Consider the following 18,058-nt stretch of genomic DNA (forward strand, 5'->3'; position numbering starts at 1 on the left):
GTAACCTTCGATAACAAACAGGATCGGAGGACGACCATGGCCGAGGCGCTCATGTCCCTGGGCGAGGCGCTGCGCCGGCTGGCGGCCAGCCAGGGCGAGGCCCCGGCGGTCACCTGCGAGGGGCGCACCCTCACCTATGCCGAGTTCAACGCCCGCACCAACCGCATCGCCCGGGCCATGGCGGCCAAGGGGGTCAAGCTGGGCGACCTGGTCACCATCGGCCTGCCCAACTCGATCGGGTTCGTGGAGGCCTGTTTCGCCGCCTGGAAGCTGGGCGCCACCCCCCAGCCGATTTCGTTCCGCCTGCCCAAGGCCGAGGTCGAGGCCATCTGCGACCTGGCCGACCCGCCGCTGGTGGTGGCGCTGGACAGCCTGGAGACCGACCGCCCGCGGTTCGACATCGACGCCCTCCTGGCCCTGTCCGACGACGACAGCGAACTGCCCGACGCTGTCGCCCCGATCCTGAAGGCGCCCACCTCCGGCGGCTCCACCGGGCGGCCCAAGCTGATCCTGTCCGGTTCGCCGGGCGTCACCGCCAACACCCCGACCCTGGACGGCCAGCGCCCCTGGCGGCTGGAGCCCGACGACGCGGCGGTGATTCCGGCGCCGCTCTATCACAACGGCCCGTTCGGCTGCGCCCTGGCCATACTGACCCTGGGCGCGCACCTGGTGCTGATCCCGCGTTTCGACGCCGAGGGAACCCTGGCGGCGATCGACCAGCACCGGGGCAGCTGGATCTATCTGGTGCCGACCATGATGAGCCGGATCTGGAAGCTGCCGGACGAGGTCAAGGCCGGCTACGACATCTCCTCGTTGCGCGTCCTCTGGCATCTGGCCGCGCCTTGTCCGCCGGCGCTGAAGGAGGCCTGGATCGACTGGGTGGGGCCGGAGACGGTGCTGGAGCTCTATGCCGGCACCGAGGCCCAGGCCATCACCACCATCACCGGGACCGAGTGGCTGTCCCACCGAGGCTCGGTCGGCCAGGTCAAGGCGGGGGAAATGACAGCCATGAGCGAGGCGGGTGAGCCCCTGCCGCCCGGCCAGGTCGGCGAGATCTACATGCGCCGGCCCGAGGGCGCACCGGCCACCTACCAGTATCGCGGCGCCACGGCCCGCACCCTGCCTGGCGGCTGGGAGAGCCTGGGCGACATCGGCTGGTTCGACGAGGACGGCTATCTCTACCTGGCCGACCGCCGCACCGACATGATCCTGGTCGGCGGCTCCAACGTCTATCCGGCCGAGATCGAGGCGGCGCTGGACGAGCATCCGCTGGTCGCCTCCAGCGCGGTGATCGGCCTGCCGCACGAAGACCTGGGCTCGACCGTCCACGCCATCGTCCAGCCGCGCGAGGGCCTGGACGAGGCCCAGCTGCGCGCGCACCTTGCCGAGCGCCTGGTCACCTACAAACAGCCCCGCAGCTATGAGTTCGTGGAGGAGAACATCCGCGACGACGCCGGCAAGGTCCGCCGCACCGCCCTGCGCGACGAGCGGGTGGCGAGGATGAAGGGGGCCTAGCCCCCGCCCCGCCGCCGCGCCACCGCCTGGCCGAGCGGGGTGTGACCCAATAGCTTGCGCATGCCCGCGACCATGGCCTCGACCTGCTTCGGCGTCAGGCTGGCGGCGATCTTGCCGGTCAGTTCGTCGTCCAGCCCCTTGAGCTGGCGAACCAGGGCGCGGCCTTCCTGGCTGAGGGACAGGCAGGCGATGCGCGCGTCCTCGGCCGCCGCTTCGCGCGCCACCAGGCCCCGGGCGACCAGGCCCGCCACCAGCCGGCTGGGACTGCCGCTCTCGCAGACCAGCATGCCGCCCAGGGTCGACAGCGACACCGGCCCGGATTCGCTCAACACCTGCAACACCTCGGCCTGGGACGGCGTCAGCCCCAGATGCTTCAGCCCCGCGGCGAGCATCCGCCCGCCTGTCCGCTCGGCCGCCAGGATCAGGTAGCGCAGCTCCTGCGTGGGCGTCATCGTTCCTCCCGGACTCTCTCGGTCCATTTCGAATAGGAACGGTGATCGAAGTTCCCCGCCAGATCAAACTCTCTCTGGCGGCATACCCCTTGCGTGGCGGCCCGTTACAAAGGCCGATTTGAAACAAGCTCTGGTTTCGCGCGGCCGAGTTGGTTAACAAAGTCTGAAGTTCATAGGGGAAGCCCGAGTGCTCACTGTCCTGGCCCTGATCGCCGCCACCGCCGCCGCGCCGCAATCCTCCATGACCCAGATGGCCGCCGCCGCGCCCGCGCCGGTCGCCGCCCCTGCTGAAGACGTCACCGTGGTCTATCTCGGTTGCCAGATCCGCCAGACCGCCCTGGCCGAATGCCAGGTGGTCAACAACGACCCGGTCGAGCCGGGCGCCGCCGCCGAGGCCCTGAAGCTGGCCGCCGGCATGAGCGTGCCCCAGGGCCTGGGTGAGCGCCTGGGCGGCCACATCGTGGTCAAGCTGAACGTCAAGCAGTAGGGCTCGCCGCCCTAAAAGTCTTCCTCATGCTGAGGTGCTCGGCGCGTAGCGGCGAGCCTCGAAGCACGCAGCGGTGGCGCCAAAGCCGTCCTTCGAGGCCCGCTTCGCGGGCGCCTCAGGATGAGGAAAATTGTAGAGCTTCAACCCTTTCGGGCCGCGTCGTAAGCGGCCCACATCGGCGCGCACTCCACCATCCGCCGCTCGTCCATGGCCCGGTCGATGGCCATCACCGTCAAGCCGGCCTCCAGCGAATCGTGAGCGGTGACTGGGAAGGCCGCGCGGCCCTCCAGCGAGGCCAGAAGGTCCAGGGCCATGGCCTGGTCGGCGCCGTTGTGGTTGTCGCCGGTGCGGTTCCCGAAATCGATCCGCTCGGGCTTCACCCGGTCGAGCGGCGAGCGGATCATCAGCTTGTTGCGCACCAGGTCTGCCAGCAGGGTCGCCTCGGTTCCGGCGATGTACCAGCGCCGCTCCTGCAGGCCGGTCAGGGTGTTGGAGTGGAAGGCCAGCCGCACCCCGTTCTGATACTCGACCAGGGCCACCTGGTGATCGGTCACGTCCATGTCCGACTGGAAGGCGTCGTTGGAGCCGGCCCAGCCGGGATCACTCATCAGGAAGGCCTCGGAGCCGTCGTCATAGGTCCGCCGCGCTTCGGCCCGCTCGGGCGTGAATATCCGCCGCCCGCCGAAGCTCGCCACCCGCTCGGCCCTGGCCCCCGCCAGCCGGCCGAAGATGTCGAAGTCGTGGCAGACCTTGTCCAGCAGGTATGACCCGCCCCAGTCCTGCCGCCGGCGCCAGTTGCGGGCGAGATAGCCGCCATGTTCCGGCGGCAGGTGCTCGGTGGCGTCGATCGACACCACCTGGCCCAGTTGGCCGCCGTCGACCCGCGCGATCACCTCGCGCACGATCGGCATGGAGCGCATTACGAGGCCGATGTGCAGCGGCGGGACGCCGCCTCGGGCCAGGCGGCGGGCCAGTTCGCAACTTTCGGCCTCCGTACGCACGATCGGCTTCTCGGCGAAGATCGGCCAGCCGGCCTCGAAGGCGGCCAGGAGGTGCGTCAGGTGCAGATGGTTGGGCGAGCCGATCATGACCAGGTCGAACGGCCCTGCGGCCAGCAGCGCCTTCTCGTCGGCGAAGGCCCGTCCCGGCGCGATCCCCGCTTCATCAAGGATCGGCAGGCCGATCGGCATCGGGTCGGCATAGCCGGCCAGGTCCAGGCTCCAGCCGACCTCGGCCATGGCCGCCAGCACGTGGGCGATGCGCTGGCCCAGGCCGATGACGCCGATACGATAGGTCTTCACGCTCGCCCTCCCGCTTGTTTTGCCCCACTTTAGGAACAAGCCGCCTGCCGCGCCATGCATCCATCGGCGGCCTCCGGCGTTTACCACGCTGGCCGTCGAGGGTGGCGCCGCAGGTCGAGTGTATTGGCAGTGCAGATCGAATTCGTGGGCGCATCCGGCGCGACCTACCGGTATTTCCCGCGCAACGGACAAAGACTGTCGCCGAGCGGCGGCAATTTCATCTATGCGCGGGACACGGTCGAGGGGCTGGTGGTGGTCTATGCCGGCGAGGCCGAGAGCCTGGCCGCCACGGCTGACGACCGCTGGACCGAGGCCCAGGCCAAGTTCGGCGCGACCCACGCCTTCGTCCGCCTGAACGTCACCGCCGCGGTCCGCCGGCAGGAACTGGCCGACATCATCGGCGCCTATGCCCCGCCTATGAACGCTCTGGCCGAGCACTGAATCGAAGCCTCGCGCCCTGCGCGTGTTTGCAAAAGCTTTTCCTTCGCAAAATTGAGCCTAGGCTGGGATGGGGCTCTGGTCGCCCGCTACCGGATAGAGGGGCCGCATGAACGCGTTGTCGTCATATCTGAGCGCCCCGGGCTTCCTGCCGCACGGCTATTGCCTGCTTTGGCGGCCGGACCTGTTGGCGCTGCACGCCGGGTCCGACGTGATCATCGCCGCGGCCTATTTCAGCATTCCCCTGGCGATCCTGGCCTTCCTGCGCCGGCGCGTGGACCTGGTGGCCGAGCACCGGCTGATCGCTTTACTGTTCTCGACCTTCATCCTGGGCTGCGGCCTGACCCACGTCATGGGGGTGGTGGTGCTTTGGCGGCCGCTCTACCTGCTGGACGGCCAGATCAAGGCCTTCACGGCCCTGGTCTCGATCATCACCGCCTTCGCCCTGTGGCCGATGCTGCCGCGCCTTCTGGCCATCCCCTCGCCCGGTCAGCTTGCGGCCGCCAACGCCAAGCTGGTGGAGGAGGTTGCGGCCAAGAACCGGGCGGTGGAGGAACTGCGCGCCATCCGCGCCGGGCTAGAGAGCGAGGTGCGCCGTCGAGTGGCCCAGGCCGAGGCCTTGGCCAAGCGGCTGGAGATCGCCACCGAAGGCTCGCTGGTCACGGTGTTCGAGCAGGACGCCGACCTGCGCTACACCTGGATGCACAACCCGCGGCCGCCGCTGGGCGAGGCCGCGCTGGGCCAGACCGATTCCGAAGCCCTCGAGCCAGGAGCGGCCGAGGCCCTGGCCCCGATCAAGCGCCAGGTGCTGAGCTCCGGCGAGCGGCTGCGCACCGAGGTGGCCCTGCCGGTAGGCGGCCGCGAGCACCATTTCGCCATGACCCTGACCCCCGTTGGGGGCGAGGCCGAGCCCCGCGGCCTGTTGGTCGCCTCGATCGACATCACCGAGCAGAAGCGGCAGGAGGAGCGACAGGCGGTGATCGCGCGCGAGCTGGCGCACCGGGCCAAGAACGTCCTGGCCCTGGTCGAGGGCATAGCCCGCCAGACCGCCAAGTCCGAGAACCTGCCGCCATCGGTGGTCGCCAACTTCTCCAAGCGGCTCGCCGCCCTGGGACGGGCCCAGGACCTTCTGGTCCATACCGATTGGGAGGGGATCGAGCTGGGGGACCTGATCCGCGCCCAGCTCACACCGCTGCTGCCGCGTGACGGCCGCCAGGTGGTGATCGAGGGGCCGCCGGGGGTTCTGGTCAGCGCCGAGGTTGGCCAGTACCTGTCGCTGGCCTTGCACGAGCTGGCCACCAACGCCTTCAAGTACGGCGCCCTCGGCCAGGCCGACGGGCGGCTGGAGGTGCGCTGGCGAGCCGGCCGCGACGCCCCCGACGGCTACGAGATCGGCCTCGAATGGATCGAGCATGGCGGCGCGGCGCCTATGCCGGAACGGAAAGGCTTCGGCCGCCTGCTTCTGGAGACCATCCTGCCGCGGGCGCTGCAGGGCTGGGCGCGCCTGGAGTTCGGCCCCGAAGGGGTGATTTGGCGCTCAGGCTTCGATCGGCGGGTTGCGAAACCCGCGGCCGGCTAGTTCCATGAACCGATGCCCGGCGTGAGTCGTATCTACTTCAGTTGGTGAGCTTCCCATGGCCCAGGTTCTGATCGCCGAGGACGAAGCCTTCACCGCCATGGCCCTGGTCGATGCCCTGGCGGATCAGGGGCATACGGTCCGCGACGCCGCCGACGGGGCCATCGCCATCCGGATGCTGGACGATTTCGAGGCCGATCTCGTCATCACCGACCTGATGATGCCCAACCTGGACGGCGCCGGGCTGATCCGCTTTCTCGATTCCCGCCCCGGACCCCAGATGCCGGTGATCCTGATCAGCGGCGTGCCCGAGACCCGCCTGCCGGCCGATCTGCGCTACGACGCCTATGTGGGCAAGCCGATCGACCACGCGGCCCTGACCCGGGCGATCGACGCGCTGACTCAACCCGACTGATCAGGCGAAGGTCAGCCCGGTCGCTTTGGACAGATCCGCCAGCAGCTGGTCCTCGTCCCCGACCTTGATCGCGGCCATGCCCAGCTGGGCCGCCGGCTTGCAGTTGATCCCCAGGTCGTCGAGATAGACGCAGGCCTCCGGCGCGACCTCCAGCAGCTCGCACATCATCTGGTAGATGCGCGGGTCGGGCTTGCGGATGCCGGTCTTCGAGCTTTCGATCACCGCATCGAACAGCAGCATGATCTCGGCCACCTGGGCGGCCTTGTCGTGGGTTGCGGCCATGCCCGTCCCGTGGCCGGCCCCCTGCACGTTGTTGGTGATGCAGCCGACCTTGAAGCGGGCCTTGCAGGCCTTCAGCGCCTCGACCACCCGCGGGCGCACGTCGCCGGAAAGCAGCGGCAGGACCTCGGATCCCCGCAGGTCGAAGCCCAGGGCCTTGGCTTCGGCGGCAAAGGTCTCATCGAAGCCCTTGGCGTCGATCTCCGAGCGCTCGAACAGGGCCCAGGCGTTGTCATGCGGGTTGGTGGCGTTGATGGTGCGGATCAGGTCCTTGGGCAGCCCCCGCGCGGCCTCGTAGCGGTTGAACGCCTCGAAGGGCGAGGTGGTGAACACCCCACCGAAATCCCAGATCACCGCCTCGATCGCCATCGCCGCCCGTCCTTGTTCGCAACGGATCGAGACCTAGACCATTTTCCCAGAAAGGGGAGCACCGCCCGCGAAGAAATGCGCTTGGCGGGGCTCTTGCCGGCCCGAAGACCAAAGGTCCCGGAACGGGACAGGGAGGACCCGGCCATGCGCGCACAGAACCACTTCCTGGCCACCCACGCCGAAATCCTGGCCGCCATCGTCGCCCTGGCGGTGTTCATCGTCGCGGCGGGCGTGAGCCTGATCGGCTGACCTCACCCCATCGCATTCAGCCCGACCGAGATCAGGCCGAGGATGAGGACCAGGAAGCCGGCGGCGGAGCCCAGGAACAGCAGGGTCATGCGGATCAGGGTTCCGATCGCGCTCGACCCATAGGTCCCGCGCATGTGGCGGAATAGATGGACCGGGGCCAGCACCAGCAACAGGTTGGCGAGGCCGCCCGTGACTGGGTCCAGCAGGATCACCGCCGTCAAGAGCAGTCCCATGGCCGAAAGCGAGTGCAGTGAAAAGATCGCGTGGTCGAACACGTAGAAGCGCCGCTGGAACACGAAGATCAGGCTGAGCAGCAGGGTCGACATCGGCATCAGCAGGAAGGCGAAGCGCTCGCTCCACTGCTCGATGACGCCGAAGAAGCGTTCCGGGTCGTCGATGGCCGCTTTGATGCGGGCCTCCAGCCAGGCGGCGCCCGGCGACTTGGCGGGGTTCTTGGCCGCGGCGTCGATCTGGGCCAGGCCCTGCTTGATGTCGGTGCGGTCCTGGTCGGAGACGTCGGGGCTGTTCAGGACGATCCCCACGTCCGGGCGCTTGGCGGGGCGCGCAATGTGTTTGGGCGTGTCGATTGAGCCGGCCAGGAACACGAACAGCAGCATGACCAGGAACAGCCGCAGCGGCGGGATCTGCGGCGCGCGGTGGCCGTTCAGATAGTCGCGGGTCAGTTGGCCCGGTTTCAGGATCAGGGTCGGCAGGGTGCGCCAAAGGCGGCCGTCGAAATGGAACAGGCCCTCGAACACCTCGCCCACCAGATGGGTGACCGAGCGGTGGAAGTCCTCGCCCAGCTGGCCGCAGGCGTGACACCAGGGCCCCTGCAGCGGGGTCTCGCAATTGGCGCAGGGCGAGCCGATCGGCGCGGTGTGAGCCTTCCTGCGCAGGAACCGCGCCCATCCGCCGGCCGATGCGGCCGCCACGGTCTCCAGTTCCTGGGTCACGCGCTGCTCCCCGCCCTAATCACCCGCCCCGACTTATAGCCGAGGCGAGTGGAGGGCCAAGCTCAGGCGCTCACTCCGCCATGAAGCGGTAGCCGACCCCCGGCTCGGTGACGATGATCTTCGGCGCGGCGGGGTCGGCCTCCAGCTTCTGGCGCAGATGGCCTACGAAGACGCGCAAGTACTGCACGTCCTCCACATTGGCCGGCCCCCAGACCGCGGTCAGCAGCTGGCGGTGGGTCAAGACCTTGCCGCCGCCCTCGGCGAGGCGCGCCAGGACGTCATATTCCCGCGGCGACAGGCGCACCGGCTCGCCGCCGCGGCTCACCAGACGCTTGACCAGGTCGATCTCGACGTCGCCGGCGTGGATCACCGGCTGCGAGCCCGCCTGCTTCAGCTTGTGCCGCATCGCCACCCGAAGCCGCGCCAGAAGCTCGCCCACATGGAAGGGCTTTTGCACATAGTCGTCGGCGCCCTGATCCAGGGCCTCGATCTTCTCCATCTCCATGTCCCGCGCCGACAGGATCAGGATCGGCCCCTCGTAGAAGGCCCGCGCCCGCACCAGGGCCTGCTTGCCGTCCATATCCGGCAGGCCGAGGTCCAGGATCACCGCGTCCGGCGGGCGGTTGGCGATGGCGGCCAGCCCCTCGGCGCCGGTCTCGGCCCGGATTGGCTCATAGCCGGCGGCGTCCAGCGCCGGCCCCAGGAAGCGGTGCAGCTGGGGCTCGTCGTCGATGACCAGGATGCGGGGGCGGTGGGCGGACATCACAAGAGCAGCCTGTGCGTCGCCACCGACTTGGGCAGGCTGATCAGGATCCGCGTTCCCCGCCCCTCGGCCAGCGGACTGACCGCGGCGATGCGGCCGCCCATGGCTTCGGTGAAGCCCTTGGCGATGGAGAGGCCGAGGCCCGCGCCCTTGGAGCGCACCGCGCGCGGGACCCGGTCGGAGGGCTCCTCCACCCGGCGAAACTTTTCGAAGATGCGCTCGACCTCGGCCTGGGGGATGCCGGGGCCCTCGTCATCGATGGCGATCACCACATTGGCCCGGTCCTCATAGGCCGCGACATCGATCCCCGAGCCGTCCGGGCCATAGGCGATGGCGTTCTCCAGGATATTGACGATGGCCTGCTCCAGAAGGCCGGGATCGCATTCCACCGAGGTCAGGGCCGCGGGAAAATCGCGGGTGAGCTTGCGCGTCTCCAGCCGTCGATCGACGCGTTTGATGGCGGCGCTCAGCACTTCGCGCACGTCGACCAGCTCGGAACGAGTCTTCAGCGCTCCGCCCTCCAGCCGGGTCATGTCCAGGAGATCGCCCACATAGCGGTTCAGCCGCTCGGCCTCCTCGCGGATGCTGAGCAAGAGGTCGGCGCGCACCTCGGGCTTCAGCGACTTGCCGTAGTCGATCAGGGTGGTGGCCGAGCCCATCACCGTGGCCAGCGGCGTGCGCAGGTCGTGGCTGATGGAATTCAGCAGCGCCGCGCGCAGCTTGTCCGAACGGCGCAGGGCTGCGTTCTCCACCGTGGCGGCGGCCAGCTCGGCCCGCTCGATGGCCACGGCCCCCTGGTCCAGCATGGCCTCGACCATCCGTTCCTGGTCGGCCCCGCGGCTTTCGTGCACCTCCACCCCGGCCACCCCGGCCCGGCCGCGCACCCCCACCAGCGGCCAGAAGGTCCAGCCGACCTGCGGCAGGGTGCCAGTGCCGGCGCCGGCCGCCTCGCCCTTCTCCCAGGCCCAGCGCGCGGCGGCCATGGCCCCCGCGTTCAGGGTGACGATCCCCGGCGCGCCGGCGGCTGGGACCAACTCCTCGTCGTTGGGCAGGAGGACCAGGGTCCGCCCGCCGGCGGCGGCCGAGGCCTGCTCGGCCAGGACCTGGGCGGCATCTTCCTGGGTGTTGGCGCCGGAGAGCCTGCGGCTCGCGGCCAGGAGCGCGGTCACCGCCGCCGCCCGCTGCGAGGACAGCCTGGCCTGGTCGCGGACCCGGCCGGTCAGCCAGCCGGTCACCGCCGCCACCGCCAGGAAGATGGCGAAGGTGAAGACGTCGGCCGCGTGGCCGATCTGCAGGGAGAAACGCGGCTCGAGGAAGAAGAAGTTGTAGGTCAGGATGGCCAGGGCCGAGGCCGCCACCGCCGCTCGCAGGCCGAAGACGAGGCCGGTGATCAGGATGCTGGCCAGGAAGATCATGGCCAGGTCGGCGCCCGTGGAATAGCGATCCAGGAAGAAGGCCAGGCCGTTAGCCACGACCACCATGCCCAGACCCCAGGCGTAGCCTGGCCAGTCGCGCAGCAGGCTGAAGCGCGGCGGCGGCGGGGTCGCCATGCGATTGTCCGTATCCGGAGCGCCCCCGCCGACGAAGTGCAGCGCCGCGCCGCCCGATCGTTGCAGCAGCGCCCGGGCCAGGGACCGGCCCGCCACGATGCGCCACAGCTTGTCGGGCGACTTGCCCATGACGATCTGGGTGATGTTGTTGCGCCGGGCATAGGCCAGCACGGTCTCCGGCAGGTCGTCGCCGGTCAGCACCACGCTGGCGGCGCCCAGCTGTTCCGCCAGCTTCAGCGCCTCGGCCACCCGCCGACCCGTCGCCGGATCGCGCGAGGGGCGGTTGGGTCGCTCGACGTGGGCCACGGTCCAGCGGGCGTCCTGCATCAGGTCGGCCAGCCGCCGCCCGGCCCGCACCAGCGCGCTGGCGGTGGGATCGCCTGCGATCAGCACCAGGATCCGCTCCCCCGCCGCCCAGGGGCCTTCAATGCCGCCCCGGCGCATGGCCTGGGTCAGCTGGTCGTCTATGGTCTGGGCCGCGCGCCGCAGGGCCATTTCGCGCAGGGCGGTCAGGTTCTCGGGCTTGAAAAAGTTGACGGCCGCGGTCTGGGCCGTCTCGCCCATATAGACCTTGCCGGCCTTGAGCCGCTCACGCAGCTCCTCAGGCGTCAGGTCGACCACCTCGATCTCGTCGGCGGCCGACAGCACCGAATCCGGCACCGTCTCGCGGACCCGCACCCCGGTGATCTTCCAGACCACGTCGACGAGGCTTTCGAGGTGCTGGACGTTCAGCGTGGTCCAGACGTCAATGCCGGCGTCCAGCAGCTCCTCCACGTCGTGCCACCGCTTGGGATGGCGCGAGCCGGGGGCGTTGGAATGGGCGAACTCGTCGACCAGGAGCAGCTTGGGGCGCCGCTTCAGCGCCCCGTCGATGTCGAACTCCATCAGCTGGCGGCCGCGATATTCGATCGGGATCCGCGGCATCACCTCCAGCCCCTCGGTCAGGGCCTCGGTATCTTTGCGGCCGTGGGTCTCGACTACGCCCACGGCCACGTCGACGCCCTCGGCCAGGCGCCGCTTACCAGAGGTGAGCATCTCATAGGTCTTGCCCACCCCGGGCGCCATGCCGAGATAGACCTTGAGCCGGCCGCGCCCCTGCCGCTTGGCCTCGGCCAAGAGGGCGTCGGGATCGGGGCGGGCAGGCTCGTCCAGGGGCATCAAGTTTTAGCGTGTAGCACCGGAACGTGGGCGTCGAGAGCCCTGTTGACGGCCAGCACATTCACGCGCGCCTGGCCGATGAAGCCGAGGAACGGCTGCTGCGTGGCGCCGACGATGGCGGCCTGCACTTCCGACTCGCTGGCGCCGCGGGCCTTGGCGATGCGCGGAACCTGGAAGCGGGCGTATTCCGGCGAGATATCCGGATCGAGACCGCTGGCCGAGGTGGTCACCGCATCGATCGGCACCGCCATGTTCGGGTTTTCCTTGCGCAGGGTGGCGGTGTCGGCCTTGATCCGGTCGATCAGCTTCTGATCCATCGGGCCGAGATTGGTGCCGCCCGAGTTCATCGGGTCGTAGCCGTTGCCGGCCGCCGAAGGGCGCGGGTGCAGGTATTCGGGCTTGGCGAAGCCCTGGGCGATCAGTTCGGAGCCGATCACCTTGCCGCTGGCGTCTCTGACCAGGCTGCCGCCGGCCTGGTGCGGTAAGGCGACGGTGGCGATCCCGGTCATGGCCAGGGGATAGGCGAGGCCGAGAACCAGCGTGAACAGGACCACCGTCATCACGGCGGCGCGGAGTTGGGAAAGCATGAGCTTGCTCCTCAGGCCAGGTGCAGGGTGGTGACGATCAGGTCGACGACCTTGATGCCGACGAACGGCGCGACGATGCCGCCGACACCGTAGATCATCAGGTTGCGCGTCAAGAGCTTCGCGGCCCCGATCGCCCGGTACCTGACCCCTTTCAGGGCCAGCGGGATCAGCATGACGATGATCAGGGCGTTGAAGATCACCGCCGACAGGATCGCGCTGTGCGGATTGCCGAGGCGCATGACGTTGAGCACGCCCAGGGCCGGCAAGGCGACCACGAACATCGCCGGGATGATGGCGAAATACTTGGCCACGTCGTTGGCGATGGAGAAGGTGGTCAGGGCGCCGCGGGTGATCAGCATCTGTTTGCCCACCTCGACGATCTCGATCAGCTTGGTGGGGTCGCTGTCCAGGTCGACCATGTTGCCGGCCTCGCGGGCGGCCTGGGTGCCGGTCTGCATGGCCACGCCGACATCGGCCTGGGCGAGCGCGGGCGCGTCGTTGGAGCCGTCGCCGCACATGGCCACCAGGCGGCCCTTGGCCTGCTCCTCGCGGATCAGCCGCAGCTTGTCCTCCGGCGTGGCCTCGGCCAGGAAATCGTCGACCCCGGCCTCAGAGGCGATGGTGGCGGCGGTGATCGGGTTGTCGCCGGTGATCATCACCGTGCGAAGGCCCATGCGGCGCAGGTCGGCGAAGCGCTCCTTGACCCCCGGCTTGACCACGTCCTTCAGGTGGATGACCCCCATCAGCCTGCCGTTCTCGCTCACCGCCAACGGCGTGCCGCCGGAGCGGGCGATGCGGTCCACCGCGGCGACTACGTCGGCCGGAATCTGGGCCCGTTCGAGGCCGGCAAGCTTGTAGACGGCGTCCACCGCCCCCTTGCGCCAACTCATGGTCGAAGTGTCGAGGCCGGAGACGCGGGTCTGGGCGCTAAAGGCGATCGCGGTCGCCCCCTGAGGCACGTCCAGCACAAGGTTGTGCTTCTCGCGCGCCATCTCCAGGATCGATCGGCCTTCCGGCGTTTCGTCGGCCAGCGAGGCCATCAGGGCCGCGGTCAGGGCCGCCTGGGGCGTGACGCCGGGGGCCGGGATCACTTCGGTGGCCATGCGGTTGCCGAAGGTGATGGTGCCGGTCTTGTCCAGGAGCAGGGTGTCGACGTCCCCCGCCGCCTCGACCGCGCGGCCGGAGGTGGCCAGCACGTTGACCTTCAAGAGACGGTCCATGCCGGCGATGCCGACCGCGGAAAGCAGCCCGCCGATGGTGGTCGGGATCAGGCAGATGAAGAGGGCGCCCAGGATCAGCGGGTCCAGGGTCACGCCGGAATATTTGCCGAGGCCCAGGAGGGTCACCACCGCGATCATGAACACCAGGGTCAGGCCGGCCAGCAGTACGGCGAGCGCGATCTCGTTCGGGGTCTTGCGGCGGTTGGCGCCCTCGACCATGGCGATCATGCGGTCGAGGAAGCTGTCACCCTGGCCGGCGGTGACGCGGACCTTGATCCAGTCCGAGACCACCGTGGTGCCGCCGGTGACCGCCGAGCGGTCGCCGCCGCTTTCGCGGATGACTGGCGCGGATTCCCCGGTGATGGCCGACTCGTTGACCGAGGCCACCCCTTCGATGATCTCGCCGTCGGCGGGGATCACGTCGCCGGCCTCGACCAGCACCACGTCGCCGACCCCCAGCTTGTGCGAGGGCGTGGGGATGGTGGTCCCGGTATTGGGGTCGACGATCAGCTTGGCGTTGGTGGTCACCCGGGCGGCGCGCAGGCTGTCGGCCGCCGCCTTGCCGCGCCCTTCGGCGACGCTTTCGGCGAGGTTGGCGAACAGCACCGTGGCCCACAGCCAGATCGCCATCTGCAGAGCGAAGGCGGGCGAGGTGTGGCGGACGAAGGCGTCGACCGCCGAGGCCGAGGCCAGGAAGGCCACGACCTCGGTGGCGAGGATGACCGGGTTGCCGGTCAGCTTGCGCGGGTCGAGTTTGACGAAGGCGTCGAGTGCGGCGCGCCGGAGAATGGCGCCCTGCGAGCCCGAGGCGGCGATGGCGGAAGTCATCTAGATCACCGTTCTTTCGTGATGCGGCGTCAGTGCGTGGCGGTGACGGCGAGCATCTGGAAATGCTCGACGATCGGGCCGAGGGCGAGGGCCGGGAAATACTGCAGGCCGCCGAGGATCAGGATCACCCCGATCACGAGGCCGACGAACAGCGGGCCGTGGGTCGGCAGGGTGCCGGCGGTCGGCGCGAGCTTGGGCTTGGACACCACCCCGCCCGCCAGCGCCATGACCGGCACGATGAAGGCGAAGCGGCCGAGCCACATGGCGATGGCCAGGGTGGTGTTCCAGTAGGGCGTGTTGGCGCCGAGGCCGCCGAAAGCCGAGCCGTTGTTCCCGGTGGCCGAGGCATAGGCGTAGAGCACCTCGGTCAGGCCGTGCGGGCCGCTGGTGGACATGGCCTTGATGGCGAGCGGCAGGACCAGAGCCACGGCGGCGAAGCCAAGGATGGATATTCCCAGGATCAGGGCCGCCAGCATGGCCAGCTTGATCTCGCGCGCCTCGATCTTCTTGCCCAGGTATTCCGGCGTCCTGCCCACCATCAGCCCGGCGACGAACACCGCCAGCACGGCCATGACGATGATCCCGTAGACGCCGGAGCCGACGCCGCCCGGCAGGATCTCGCCGAGCTTGATCAGGAACAGGGCGATGCCGCCGCCAAGGGGCGTCAGGCTCTCATGCCAGTTGTTGATGGCGCCGCAGGAGGCGCCGGTGGTCATGGCGGTGAACACGGCCGAGGCCGCCTCGCCGAAGCGCAATTCCTTGCCCTCCATGTTCGGCGCGCCGGACAGGTGGGCGGCGACCACGGCCGGGGTCGGCTGGGTTTCGGCGACGTAGATGCCCGAGGCCGCAGCGCCCAGCATCACCACCATCACCGCCACCAGGGCGCGGGCTTCCTTGGCCACGCCGGCCACGCGGCCGAACGCGACCATGCCGCCGAAGGCCAGGGTGTTCATCAGGATTTCGAGGATCAGATTGCTGGCGGGGTTGGGGTTTTCAAACGGATGGGCGGCGTTTGCGTTGAAGAAGCCGCCGCCGTTGGTGCCCAGCTGCTTGATCACTTCCTGGCTGGCGATCGGTCCCATGGCGATCGACTGCTTGGCGCCTTCCATGGTGGTGGCGTCGACATGGGCCAGGAGGTTCTGCGGAAGGCCGAGGGCGACCAGCACCAGGCCCACAACGATCGAGATCGGCAGCAGCACATAGAGGGTCGTGCGCACGAGGTCGGTCCAGAAGTTGCCGACGCTCTCGCCTCTGTTGGCGGCGAAGGCGCGCGCCAGGGCGGCCGCGACGCACAGGCCCGCCGCGGCAGAGGCGAAGTTCTGCACCGCAAGGCCCGCCATCTGCGAGAAGTTGCTGGCCGCGCTCTCGCCCGAATAGGACTGCCAGTTGGTGTTGGTGACGAAGCTGATCGCGGTGTTGAAGGCCAGGTCCGGCGACATGCCGGCGAAGCCCTGCGGGTTCAGCGGCAGGATGTTCTGCAGGCGCAGGATGGCGTAGAGCGCGAAGAACGAGGCCGCGCTGAAGGCCAGGAGCGACATGGTGTAGGCCACCCAGCCCTGGCCCTTGGTCTTGTCGACCCCGCTCGGCCCATAGAACAGCGCCTCGACCGGGCGCAGCACCGGATCGAGCCAGGTCGGCTGGTTCTGCCAGACCCTGGACATATAGACGCCGAGCGGCCAACCCAGGCCGACGGCGAGGCCGATCGTCACGACGATCTCGGCCCACCCCTGAATGTTCATGGAGGTCCCTGCCTAGAACTTTTCGGGACGCAGCAGCGCCACGAGCATGTAGACGGCCACCCCGACGGCGGCGGCGATGTAGATGAGGTTCACGACCATCGTCAGACGCGCCTCAGTAGGACGGCATAGATGGCGAACAGGGCGAACATGCCCGCGCCAACGCCGAGATAAATCAGGTCCATCGGAGCCTCCGGTCCGCAGCGCACGGTCGGGTCAGGTTGCCCCCCAACGAGCCGAGCGCCTTGTTCCAAATCAAGAAAGCGAGCATCGCCATCCCAAGCTCAGCGGCCTGGGATGGCGAACCCTGGAGCCACCCCTTTAGGCCCGGGGGTCATCAAGGTTCGACGCCTATGGCCAAGCCCGGACATAAAGGACGCATAAAGGTCCGGCCGGTGCGGCGGGGTCTTTATGGGATGACTATGGATCGGCCCGACCTCAGGCGCCGAACCTTGAGGGCGCGGTGGACTAGAAGATCGGCTGCAGAGTTCGGAGCCGAATTCATGGGTCTTGTCGTTATCGCAGTGAGCGCCGCCACCCTGGCGCTCGTCGCGCTCAACACCGTGCTTCACGAGCCGCCGCGCGCATCGCCGAGCCGGGCGCGCAGAATTCGCGGCGTCCGGACGGTGCGCCGGTGACCTTGTCGGCCGTGACCTGGGCTTCGATCCCGGTCGGCCTGGCCGTCCTGGTCGGGACCGGCTGCCTTGCGGTCGCACTGTTGCTGTCGATCGAATGGGCGGTGGTGCGCGAGCGGCGGCCGCGCCGACGTCCAAACGCGAGCCCAAGCCCATCAAGGCGCATGGATCAGGCGGCCGTTAATCAGCGATCCATCCCTTTCCGTTGAAATGAAGGTCCGGCCCGAAGGGTCGTAGCCTGCGACGGAGCGCCCTTGCCCAGCTTCTACGATGCGCTGCGAAGCTCGGTGGAGCAGATCCCCGGCGTGATCGTCAGCCTTCTGATGTGCGCCGGCGCCTTCCTGGCCCTGGCGATCGCGGCGAAGGGCATGAAGCGCGCCTTCGCCGACGGCAAGGCTGCCGCCGAAGAGACCCGGATCAACGCCATCCTCTCGGCGATCGACCAGTTCACCGTCACCCCCGCCCTGACCCTGATGGCCGCCGCCGCGGGGCTGGCGGTGCGGCGCTTCGGCCTGCAGATGGCCGAGCCGGGCCTGTGGTCCGCGATCGGCCCGGTCCCGACCGCCCTCACCATCGTCTTCGTCGGCGACTTCCTGGGCTATTGGCGCCACCGCGCGCAGCACTCGCCCTGGCTGTGGCCCGCTCACGCCATCCATCACAGCGACACGCGCCTGACCTGGTTCAGCCTCGAGCGGATGCACCCGGTCGACCGGGCGGGATCGATGGTCGACACTATCATCCTGGCGACGCTCGGCTTTCCGCCATGGGCGTTGGGGGCCAATGTCGCTGTGCGCCACTACTACGGCTATTTCATCCATGCCGACGTTCCCTGGACGCTCGGCCGGCTGGGCTGGCTGATGAACAGCCCGGCCATGCACCGCTGGCACCACGCCCGCGACATCGAGGGCAGCGGCAGCAATTTCGCCACGGTGTTTTCGGTGTTCGACCGCCTGTTCGGCACTTACTACCAGCCGGGTCCGTGCGACCGGCCGCTGGGCGTGCGTGAGGATATGGGCCGCGGCGCGATCGGCCAGTATCTCTATCCGCTGAGGGTCTGGCTCAGGCTGGAGCCGGCGCCGCAAGCGACGCCGGCCACCGAAGTCCAGTCCGCTTAGACTGAGCCTGGCTCCGGATCGGTCTTACCAGGGCCGGTCGAGGTTGGTGGCGCGCAGCCAGTGAATGCGGTCGCCGATATAGTCCAGCCGCCCCTCCAGGGAGGCGTTCTCGCTGTCGGTCAGCTGCCCGCCGTCGTGGCGGCTGCGCAGGCTGTTCTCCTGCGCCTGCACGTCCGCCAGTTCGTCGCCGACATGGCGGTACTCGTTGCTGTCGATCGAGCCATCGTCCCGGGCCTGGTCGAGGCGATGGTAGAGCCAGTCCTCGCGCTCCTTCAGCGTCCAGTCGCGATGGTTCGACGATGCGGCCGTATCGGCCGGCTGGGTCTGGGCGATCGCCGCCGGCGCGGCCAGCGCCAGGGCGCTCATCGAGATCAAGATCAGTTTCAGAGGCTTCATCGGGCGCTCCTTGCTGTTGTCCAGCCGCCCCGGTGG

17 protein-coding genes are annotated in these 18,058 nt (G+C 68.9%); 6 read left to right on the plus strand and 11 right to left on the minus strand.

Annotated elements, in window-relative coordinates:
• Positions 1 to 36 precede the first annotated feature (36 nt).
• Positions 37 to 1,515 carry an AMP-binding protein gene (locus KCG34_RS17910; protein WP_211936984.1) on the plus strand — a complete coding sequence of 493 codons (1,479 nt, stop codon included), beginning with the start codon at positions 37 to 39 and terminating at the stop codon, positions 1,513 to 1,515.
• Here the strand turns inward: KCG34_RS17910 and KCG34_RS17915 are convergent.
• Positions 1,512 to 1,967 carry a MarR family winged helix-turn-helix transcriptional regulator gene (locus KCG34_RS17915; RefSeq protein ID WP_211936985.1) on the minus strand — a complete coding sequence of 152 codons (456 nt, stop codon included), beginning with the start codon at positions 1,965 to 1,967 and terminating at the stop codon, positions 1,512 to 1,514. The genes KCG34_RS17910 and KCG34_RS17915 overlap by 4 nt on opposite strands.
• Before the next feature lie 187 nt (positions 1,968 to 2,154).
• Here KCG34_RS17915 and KCG34_RS17920 point away from each other — a divergent pair, with 187 nt between their 5' ends.
• Positions 2,155 to 2,454: a hypothetical protein gene (locus KCG34_RS17920; protein ID WP_211936986.1), complete on the plus strand. Its 300-nt coding sequence runs from the start codon at positions 2,155 to 2,157 to the stop codon at positions 2,452 to 2,454.
• A gap of 140 nt (positions 2,455 to 2,594) precedes the next feature.
• Here the strand turns inward: KCG34_RS17920 and KCG34_RS17925 are convergent, their stop codons facing one another.
• Positions 2,595 to 3,755 carry a Gfo/Idh/MocA family protein gene (locus KCG34_RS17925; protein ID WP_211936987.1) on the minus strand — a complete coding sequence of 387 codons (1,161 nt, stop codon included), beginning with the start codon at positions 3,753 to 3,755 and terminating at the stop codon, positions 2,595 to 2,597.
• Between the two features lie 129 nt (positions 3,756 to 3,884).
• On the opposite strand from KCG34_RS17925, the gene KCG34_RS17930 reads away from it, so the two are divergent.
• The 3 genes from KCG34_RS17930 (at position 3,885) to KCG34_RS17940 (ending at position 6,184) form a co-directional block, all read left to right on the plus strand.
• Complete coding sequence (locus KCG34_RS17930; RefSeq protein ID WP_211936988.1) at positions 3,885 to 4,196, plus strand: hypothetical protein; 312 nt, start codon at positions 3,885 to 3,887, stop codon at positions 4,194 to 4,196.
• A 106-nt stretch (positions 4,197 to 4,302) separates the two neighbouring features.
• The gene (locus KCG34_RS17935) at positions 4,303 to 5,772 is read left to right on the plus strand and encodes an HWE histidine kinase domain-containing protein (protein WP_211936989.1); all 1,470 of its coding nucleotides are present in this window, start codon (positions 4,303 to 4,305) and stop codon (positions 5,770 to 5,772) included.
• Between the two features lie 55 nt (positions 5,773 to 5,827).
• On the plus strand, positions 5,828 to 6,184 hold the full coding sequence (locus tag KCG34_RS17940) for a response regulator transcription factor (RefSeq protein ID WP_211936990.1): 357 nt from the start codon (positions 5,828 to 5,830) through the stop codon (positions 6,182 to 6,184).
• Here KCG34_RS17940 and KCG34_RS17945 read toward each other — a convergent pair whose 3' ends face one another.
• The 8 genes from KCG34_RS17945 to KCG34_RS26195 all read right to left on the minus strand — a co-directional run bounded on the left by KCG34_RS17945 (position 6,185) and on the right by KCG34_RS26195 (position 15,978).
• Positions 6,185 to 6,832: an HAD-IA family hydrolase gene (locus tag KCG34_RS17945; protein ID WP_211936991.1), complete on the minus strand. Its 648-nt coding sequence runs from the start codon at positions 6,830 to 6,832 to the stop codon at positions 6,185 to 6,187.
• 251 nt (positions 6,833 to 7,083) lie between these two features.
• The gene (locus KCG34_RS17950; protein WP_211936992.1) at positions 7,084 to 8,034 is read right to left on the minus strand and encodes a DUF3667 domain-containing protein; all 951 of its coding nucleotides are present in this window, start codon (positions 8,032 to 8,034) and stop codon (positions 7,084 to 7,086) included.
• 70 nt (positions 8,035 to 8,104) lie between these two features.
• Entirely contained in the window at positions 8,105 to 8,797 is a 693-nt protein-coding gene (locus KCG34_RS17955; RefSeq protein ID WP_211936993.1) for a response regulator, read from the minus strand.
• A complete protein-coding gene (locus KCG34_RS17960; RefSeq protein ID WP_211936994.1) occupies positions 8,797 to 11,505 on the minus strand; it encodes a DUF4118 domain-containing protein in 2,709 nt (902 codons plus the stop codon). The genes KCG34_RS17955 and KCG34_RS17960 overlap by 1 nt, the downstream gene beginning before the upstream one ends.
• Positions 11,505 to 12,092 carry a potassium-transporting ATPase subunit KdpC gene (gene kdpC / locus KCG34_RS17965; RefSeq protein WP_211936995.1) on the minus strand — a complete coding sequence of 196 codons (588 nt, stop codon included), beginning with the start codon at positions 12,090 to 12,092 and terminating at the stop codon, positions 11,505 to 11,507. Before kdpC ends, KCG34_RS17960 begins: the two co-directional genes overlap by 1 nt.
• Before the next feature lie 11 nt (positions 12,093 to 12,103).
• The gene (kdpB, locus tag KCG34_RS17970) at positions 12,104 to 14,140 is read right to left on the minus strand and encodes a potassium-transporting ATPase subunit KdpB (protein ID WP_211936996.1); all 2,037 of its coding nucleotides are present in this window, start codon (positions 14,138 to 14,140) and stop codon (positions 12,104 to 12,106) included.
• A gap of 29 nt (positions 14,141 to 14,169) precedes the next feature.
• A complete protein-coding gene (gene kdpA, locus KCG34_RS17975; RefSeq protein ID WP_211936997.1) occupies positions 14,170 to 15,879 on the minus strand; it encodes a potassium-transporting ATPase subunit KdpA in 1,710 nt (569 codons plus the stop codon).
• A gap of 12 nt (positions 15,880 to 15,891) precedes the next feature.
• Positions 15,892 to 15,978 (minus strand): potassium-transporting ATPase subunit F, encoded by an 87-nt coding sequence (locus tag KCG34_RS26195; protein ID WP_211940878.1) that lies wholly within the window; start codon positions 15,976 to 15,978, stop codon positions 15,892 to 15,894.
• Positions 15,979 to 16,765: 787 nt separating this feature from the next.
• Here KCG34_RS26195 and KCG34_RS17985 point away from each other — a divergent pair.
• On the plus strand, positions 16,766 to 17,626 hold the full coding sequence (locus KCG34_RS17985; RefSeq protein WP_211936998.1) for a sterol desaturase family protein: 861 nt from the start codon (positions 16,766 to 16,768) through the stop codon (positions 17,624 to 17,626).
• A gap of 24 nt (positions 17,627 to 17,650) precedes the next feature.
• Here KCG34_RS17985 and KCG34_RS17990 read toward each other — a convergent pair whose 3' ends face one another.
• Positions 17,651 to 18,022 carry a hypothetical protein gene (locus KCG34_RS17990; RefSeq protein WP_211936999.1) on the minus strand — a complete coding sequence of 124 codons (372 nt, stop codon included), beginning with the start codon at positions 18,020 to 18,022 and terminating at the stop codon, positions 17,651 to 17,653.
• Between the last annotated feature and the right edge of the window lie 36 nt (positions 18,023 to 18,058).

This window comes from Phenylobacterium montanum, assembly GCF_018135625.1.
GTDB classification, from domain to species: domain Bacteria; phylum Pseudomonadota; class Alphaproteobacteria; order Caulobacterales; family Caulobacteraceae; genus Poindextera; species Poindextera montana.